Source organism: Atopobium sp. BS2 (genome assembly GCF_000565075.1).
Lineage (GTDB): Bacteria > Actinomycetota > Coriobacteriia > Coriobacteriales > Atopobiaceae > Lancefieldella.
On the sequence record NZ_JDFG01000037.1, the window covers coordinates 1 to 6,298 of the forward strand.

Sequence of the window (6,298 nt, forward strand, 5' to 3'; positions counted from 1 at the left end):
ATGTAGGTTAGAAGGTAGTAAGGAAATAGCCTTACACCACTTTTTGAGACGTAACTCTAATTATGTGTCGAGAAGAACGATTTTGATCCAAAACCCACCTAATTATGTGCCTTTCAGCACATAATTACCTCACTTTTGGATTAACTGGACACATAATTACCTGGGTTTTGGATCAATCGACACTGGAAAATCTACGAAGTCGATTTGTTCGAACCGACACGGCTCTGAGTAAGCTGCCAAGATTTTCCGCACACGCGATTAACCTGGTTTTTACTGCGCCTTCGCCGTCAATAAACTGCATTGCTAAAAATGTAGAGAGCCCGCACGATGACGCGGGCTCTCTGTCAATTTAAGTGCACATAGTTGATCATACATAACCTGCAACATTATGCACGACGAGACGCCTGGTACTTCTCGAAAGCAGCCTTATATTTCTGCTCCTCTTTCTTGAACATGGCGTTGAAAATCAAAGTGGTTACCAGAAGAATGACCAGGTACAGCGCAGTAAACGACATCCAAGCCTGCGTCATATTTGGAACCCATCCGCCAATAAGCGCCATCGCCACAAGCGTTGGGAACAGGCAAACGTTGAAGCCAAGAAACCTGTGAAGGTAGCTGAGCTTAGTAATCAGAGGCTGATAGTTGAACCAAATCTGCTGGTAAATCCCCGACAGGACGCCGGCGGCGATCAGCGTAAGAAGTATGATGTTATTTTGCCTGTCACCATAATTGGTTGCCAGCGCAATGACGCCATACACAAGCGAGATGCCGGTGAAGCATATCGCGCCACCTGAAATACCTTTGCACATGATTTGACCTACTGTTTTATTGAGTCCCTCATCAAATTCTTGCTGAGTCTTTCGCTCAATTCCTTGCCAGTTTTGTGATTCGTTGCGTTCCATAATGTTCCCTTCTCTGGGATAAAACTGCTGTTAAAGTGTGGTTCGAGTGGTGTTTGGCGCTCGGCACCGGGAGCGATGCGCGAGAAAATCCGCTGGCCCTTACACAATTCCGATACGTCGTTTGATTTCCGCAGCGTACTTTCTTGAAGCAACAAGGGGTTTCTCGCCAAGCGACAGCAACATGCGGCCGGAACCTGCGGGTTTGATGCCCGTAACCTGATCCAAATTGACCAGTTCCTGTCGAGAAGTGCGCACAAACGCCGTGTCTTTGAGCGCGTCCTCGAGCTCGGTCAAGCGACTAGAACTTTCCAGAGTCTCCCCGTTTACCAGGTGAATCAGTGTCACACTGCCATCCGTCTGAATCCATGCAACATCCGCGAGAAGGACGACGCGCCTGTTGATGGTTCCGGGAACGTATCCAGTCATCTTTCCGTCAACCATCTGGAGCTGACGGACAATTCCCGAAACGCGCGGGTCATCGGGGCCGCTCAAGATGGTCACTTCGATTTGCGCGCGACCCTTTTCTTCAACTACACGAATTTCCATGACACTTCCAAACAACTTACTTGACCTAACGTTTCGTTTTCTTGCTGCAGCGGAATTGTAGTCCGCTTGCTTCCTTGCCTTAAGGCATCTTTAGAATAACGGTTGCATCTCTTATGTGGGACTTCGTGTCACTCAAATGCACTAACTGGCTCGTGAAATGCAATCTTTGCGCTTCGGATGCCGTTCTTGCGCTTGAACGTCGCTTGAACGGCGCTTTGCGTGCGCCCGAGCTCGCATGTACGAACGCGTGTGCATGCGAACACATTCACGGTCCTACACAAAAAGCCGCCCTCAAAATGAACTGCGTCCCAAAACTTGGACGAATTTAATAAAGACCTAGGCCACTAAGGACTGATTCCGGAACTCTTCCGGGGTCAGTCCTTTTAGTTTAACCTGACGCCTTTGTGTGTTCCAGTACATAACATATGCGTCCAAATCAGCTTTGAAAGACTCAAAGCTAGGCCACGTTCTTCCTCGGAAGAACTCGTCTTTCAGATGACCAAAGACCTGCTCGGTAGCACCGTTGTCTATGCAGTTACCCTTTCTGGACATGCTCTGGATAACTCCTGCATCTTTCAGTCGCTTACACCATGCGCTGTGCTGGTATTGCCAACCCATATCGCTGTGCAGAATCGGAGTTACGCCTTTAGGTATCTTCGCTAAAAGTTGATCGAGAAGAGCTTTTTGCTGAACCATGTTTGGACCCCTCGCTGTGCTCCATGCGACAATCTCTTTGCTTCCGAAGTCATAGACGGGAGCAAAGTACGCCTTGCCCCACGCCTGCTTGAACTCTGTGACGTCGGTACCCATCTTCTTCCACGGTCCATCGGCAGAAAAGTCGCGTCCTATGACGTTTTCAAAGGTCTTGCCGACAACACCTTTATAGGAGCTATAGCGGTGATAGTCTGTCTCACGCCGTATCTTACAGCAAATACCCATCTCACGCATGATTTTAAGAACAGTCTTGTCGGCGATTCTTACACCCAGCTCAGCGCGCAGACACATGGCTATCTGTCTGTGACCACAGCCGTTTGTAGTACGCGAGAAAATCTCTGCAACCGCACGGTGTAGCTCTGGGCGTGTCAGCTTTACTGGGTGAGCTCGTGCGTAGTAGTAGGTAGACCTTGCAAGTCCTGAGCACTCCAGCAAATAGGACAAAAAGTACCCCTCACTGCACAAAGCACTCACAATCTTAGCCTTTACCCCGGTCAGAGCTCGTCTTTCTCGACCAGGGCGCGCAATTTTTTTAAGTAGGCTACTTCGGTCTCGAGCCTGCGGCAGCGCTCCTCAAGTTCCTGTTCGCGGGTGCGTTTCTGTGGCTTGGATTTAGAGCCTTTAGGTCTTCCTTTTGGCTTTGGCTTAAGAGCCTCTGCGCCACCTGTACGATAGAGCTTGCACCATCGCTTAAGTGGTGAAAGCGACATAATCTTAAACTCGGCCATTGCCTCAGCCTTTGTCATGCCGTCCTCAATGACAGCTCTTGCTGCAGCAACTTTTTGCTCGTAGGTATAGGGAGCTTGCTTGCCATCCATGATCAGTAGCACCTCGCTTCCAAACGCGTGGTATATATGGTGCCATTCTTTCACAGTTGAGAGTGGAACAGAAAGAGTACTTGCAACCGCACAAAATCCCATACCGGAAGCAAAGAGCTCTACTGCCTTTCTCCTCACCTCTACATCGTGCTTTACCCTACAATCCATACGCATAAAAAGCCTCCCATTTCTCGTGTCCAAGAAATGGGAGGCAGTTCAAAATGAGAGCGGCTTGAAGTTACCGTGCGCTATGCCTGCGAGCGTCTCAACCTCGCTGCAGCTTAGTTCCTAGCTGCGTGAAGCTTGAGGGTGCCCAGTGCAAAGAGAACTGCTGCGCCGCCTGCGATAGCAAACATCAGCGTGTTCTGCAGTGCGTCGTCGCCGGTGTAAGGGGTGCGAGACTTGCGAGGCTTAGGGACAACAGGGTTGGTGGTGGTATTGGTGTCTGTGTCGATAAGACCATCGCTGACGTGGGCGGTGTTTACCACCGTAACGTCCTTCTCGCCCTTGTTGACCTTGACCTGGAAGGTTACGGTGAGCGTGTCGCCCGGAGCAACGTTCTGTGTCCAGGTTACGGTGCGCGTAGCTGGGTCGTAGGTACCGCCATTATCAGCAGAGCCATCAACGTAAGTTGTGTGCTCTGGGATGACATCGGTGATGGTTACATCGCGAGCAGTGTTGGTGGTGTTGGTGTAAGTTACGGAGTACGTAAGCACCTGACCAGCAGTTACCTTGTTGCCATCGATGGAGTTACCCTGACCGTCCAGGACATCCTTCTTTGGCTGAGGCAGAACTACCCAAACGCCAATAAAGTGAGCGTTTTTGTGGTCAATGACCTCGGAATCGTGATCGTAACCGATGAACACCCACGTTCCATCTGGAGTCTCTACGCGAGTAACGCCGCCAAGAGGCTGATCAGGGGTAACAGTGGTTCCGTTAGGAATTCTAGTCTGCTTGCCAGGAAGCAAATCCAGGACCTCCTGAGGAAGCTCCCTGTTAGGAGTGCCGCTTACAAACTCGTGGGTCTTCTCGTACAGAAGCTCAGTGGTTACCTTATTGGAGTGAGCAACGTTTCCGTCGACAACCTGTGTGAGCTCGTTATCAATGTTGGAGCCGTCTGTCTCTACCTTGCTGTTGGTAACAGTCTTGTAGGTAATAACAAACTTCTTGCCGCCATTTGTCTTGGTGAGCAGGTGGTCCTTGATGTTGACCGTAACCTTCTGGCCGTCAACAGCAACGGTATAGTCGGTGCCCTCAGTGAGGGTCTGGCCGTCAAAGCTTACGGTGAGGCTCTGGAAATCAAGGCGCTCGTCAAAGGTATCAACCATGCTCATCGACTTAATCTTGCCGATGGTATCAATGCCCTGCCTTGGCAGCGTAAAGGTGCCAGTATAGGTAATGGTTTCTCCGGCCTTAGCAGGAGCCTGCTCTGGATCAACTGCCTTTACTGGAGCTGGAGTAATTGCCTCGGTGTATACGCCAAAAAGGCTGCCGCTGGTAGCCGCGCTGGTGGACTCAAACGTCATGCTATTTGACTTGGACTTAACAACAAAGCCTGCAAGGTTCTTCTCATGGTCAGGGCCAGAAGTACCTCGAACAGGATTCCAGGTAATATTGTTGCCGCTAGTGCTCTCAACAAGAATGTTCCTGTTGTTCATAACAATGCTGTCGAAGGTGCTATTGGCGTTAATAAGCGAGAAGGTCTCGTTTGCGCCGGTATCACCGACAACGTCAATATCGCTTGGCTGCATAACAAGCTTGAGGTCACAAGGGGTGCCATCGGTGTACTTAAGCTCTACAGTCACGTTTGCGTTGATTTCATAGGACCTGAACATATCAGCAATGTAGCTGGGGTGATTCACGTCAATGTAGTTCATAATCTGGAAGGACTTAGTTCCCCAGTTCTCATCAACGGTCAAGAATGCAACGTCGGTCTTATTAGGGTTGTTGTAATCTGCGTTGGCATTCTTAAGGGTAAGGTCCAGCGAGTTAATGGTGACATAAACGTCAACGGACTTGCCGTCAACGGTGCCTGCATTGGAGAACTTCAGCGAGAGAGGCTGAGCATACTGCTGGTCAGAGCCGTCCTTAGTAGGCTGTACAACAAAAGCTGTTGAAGGCAGTCTGCCTGTATCAGAAGCAGGAATCTCTACGCACTTAACGCCAGCTCCCTGCGAGAGAACAGTCATGTTGTCTCTGGTCAGCGTGAACTGGTAAATGTTAATCTGGGTAAGATCACTATCGTCTTTCTGGCGATCAAGTGCCTGAGCTGTGTTAATAGACATAAACAGGCATGCCACAACCATGGTTAGAAAGACTGAGATTCTCTTAAGAAAACCTTTTTTTCATGATGGCCCCTCAAAAAATGTGCATATTACAGCTATATTTTCTTACAAATTAATAGCCAAAACATAAGAGAAATTAGTATTCAATTAAAAGTGAATTTAGCTGATAAATAGTACAGCTCACATGGACAGTACTGTTTTGAAAATAGTTCAAATTTTTGTATCCGCGCCGCATCTGCTGCTGGCGAATATGAATTCAGGCTGTCGCGCTTCAAGACGCCGCAGTCAGTCCGCAGCCTCGGTCCACGCGCCTCTGCTCACGCGCCTTAGTTTGCTCCGCCAGGGCGAGAAGGTCTTCCAGCTTGATGATTATCTGGCTCTTGAACTTTTTCTGTCTTGGAGCAAATCCACGCAATGGTATAACCAACGCAGCCGATAAACAGGCAGGTTATACCTAACATAAACATTTTCTCGCCAACGCCAAAGTCAATCTCGTATTGAATTTTGAGCGCCAGCGGAGGATCCTGCAAAGGAAGCCCTGCCTTAGCGAACAGGTAGTATGCGCCCATGAGTGCACTTAAAATACCTGAAATTAAAAATCCCTGTGAAAGGTTTTTGATTACTTGAGCTGCTTTGTTCATGGCGCATCATCTCCTTATGTGGCTATAGTAAAGCAAAATGGCGAGAAACCCAAAAAGAGAGCCAGCGTATGAACTGCCTCCCATTTCTTGGACACGAGAAATAGGAGTCAGTTCAAAACACACCTATGACAGATAATCTGTCAAAAAGACGTATACATTACACTGAAAATACCTCAAACGTGCAGATTCATAGGTGTGTTCCGTAGATACTAAATTTATCGATAGTTAAATTTCTTATATTAGTCTATTCATGTTTAAGCATATTAGATGAAGTTTATGCATAGAGATGCATATCAGGCAGTGCGACCGCCTAGCTGCCTAGCTATCTTGATTAGGAACATGTCGATTCTTCGGCAGAACCTACCAAAGCTGCGCTATTTTGTGGGCCAGGC

General features: G+C 48.7%; 6 protein-coding genes. All 6 read right to left on the reverse strand.

The features are described from left to right. Nucleotides 1-386: 386 nt before the first annotated feature. Complete coding sequence (locus HMPREF1492_RS04625) at nt 387-902, reverse strand: DUF3021 family protein (protein ID WP_035436433.1); 516 nt, start codon at nt 900-902, stop codon at nt 387-389. Nucleotides 903-1,001: 99 nt separating this feature from the next. Next, a complete protein-coding gene (locus tag HMPREF1492_RS04630) occupies nt 1,002-1,448 on the reverse strand; it encodes a LytTR family DNA-binding domain-containing protein (protein ID WP_035431577.1) in 447 nt (148 codons plus the stop codon). Nucleotides 1,449-1,784: 336 nt separating this feature from the next. Beyond that, nucleotides 1,785-2,729 (reverse strand): IS3 family transposase, encoded by a 945-nt coding sequence (locus HMPREF1492_RS04635; protein ID WP_198014345.1) that lies wholly within the window; start codon nt 2,727-2,729, stop codon nt 1,785-1,787. Further along, the gene (locus HMPREF1492_RS04640; protein WP_232215616.1) at nt 2,657-3,148 is read right to left on the reverse strand and encodes a helix-turn-helix domain-containing protein; all 492 of its coding nucleotides are present in this window, start codon (nt 3,146-3,148) and stop codon (nt 2,657-2,659) included. The genes HMPREF1492_RS04635 and HMPREF1492_RS04640 overlap by 73 nt, the downstream gene beginning before the upstream one ends. A 113-nt stretch (nt 3,149-3,261) precedes the next feature. Then, nucleotides 3,262-5,265 carry an Sgo0707 family adhesin gene (locus HMPREF1492_RS04645; protein WP_232215617.1) on the reverse strand — a complete coding sequence of 668 codons (2,004 nt, stop codon included), beginning with the start codon at nt 5,263-5,265 and terminating at the stop codon, nt 3,262-3,264. 326 nt (nt 5,266-5,591) lie between these two features. Next, nucleotides 5,592-5,906, reverse strand: coding sequence for a hypothetical protein (locus tag HMPREF1492_RS04650; protein ID WP_035436442.1), 315 nt, complete (start codon nt 5,904-5,906; stop codon nt 5,592-5,594). Between the last annotated feature and the right edge of the window lie 392 nt (nt 5,907-6,298).

Bases quoted from the DNA above. Each gene is read 5' to 3' on its own strand.
- HMPREF1492_RS04625 (WP_035436433.1), bottom strand. From the start codon at position 902: ATGGAACGCAACGAATCACAAAACTGGCAAGGAATTGAGCGAAAGACT.
- HMPREF1492_RS04630 (WP_035431577.1), bottom strand. From the start codon at position 1,448: ATGGAAATTCGTGTAGTTGAAGAAAAGGGTCGCGCGCAAATCGAAGTG.
- HMPREF1492_RS04640 (WP_232215616.1), bottom strand. From the start codon at position 3,148: ATGGATTGTAGGGTAAAGCACGATGTAGAGGTGAGGAGAAAGGCAGTA.
- HMPREF1492_RS04645 (WP_232215617.1), bottom strand. From the start codon at position 5,265: ATGTCTATTAACACAGCTCAGGCACTTGATCGCCAGAAAGACGATAGT.
- HMPREF1492_RS04650 (WP_035436442.1), bottom strand. From the start codon at position 5,906: ATGAACAAAGCAGCTCAAGTAATCAAAAACCTTTCACAGGGATTTTTA.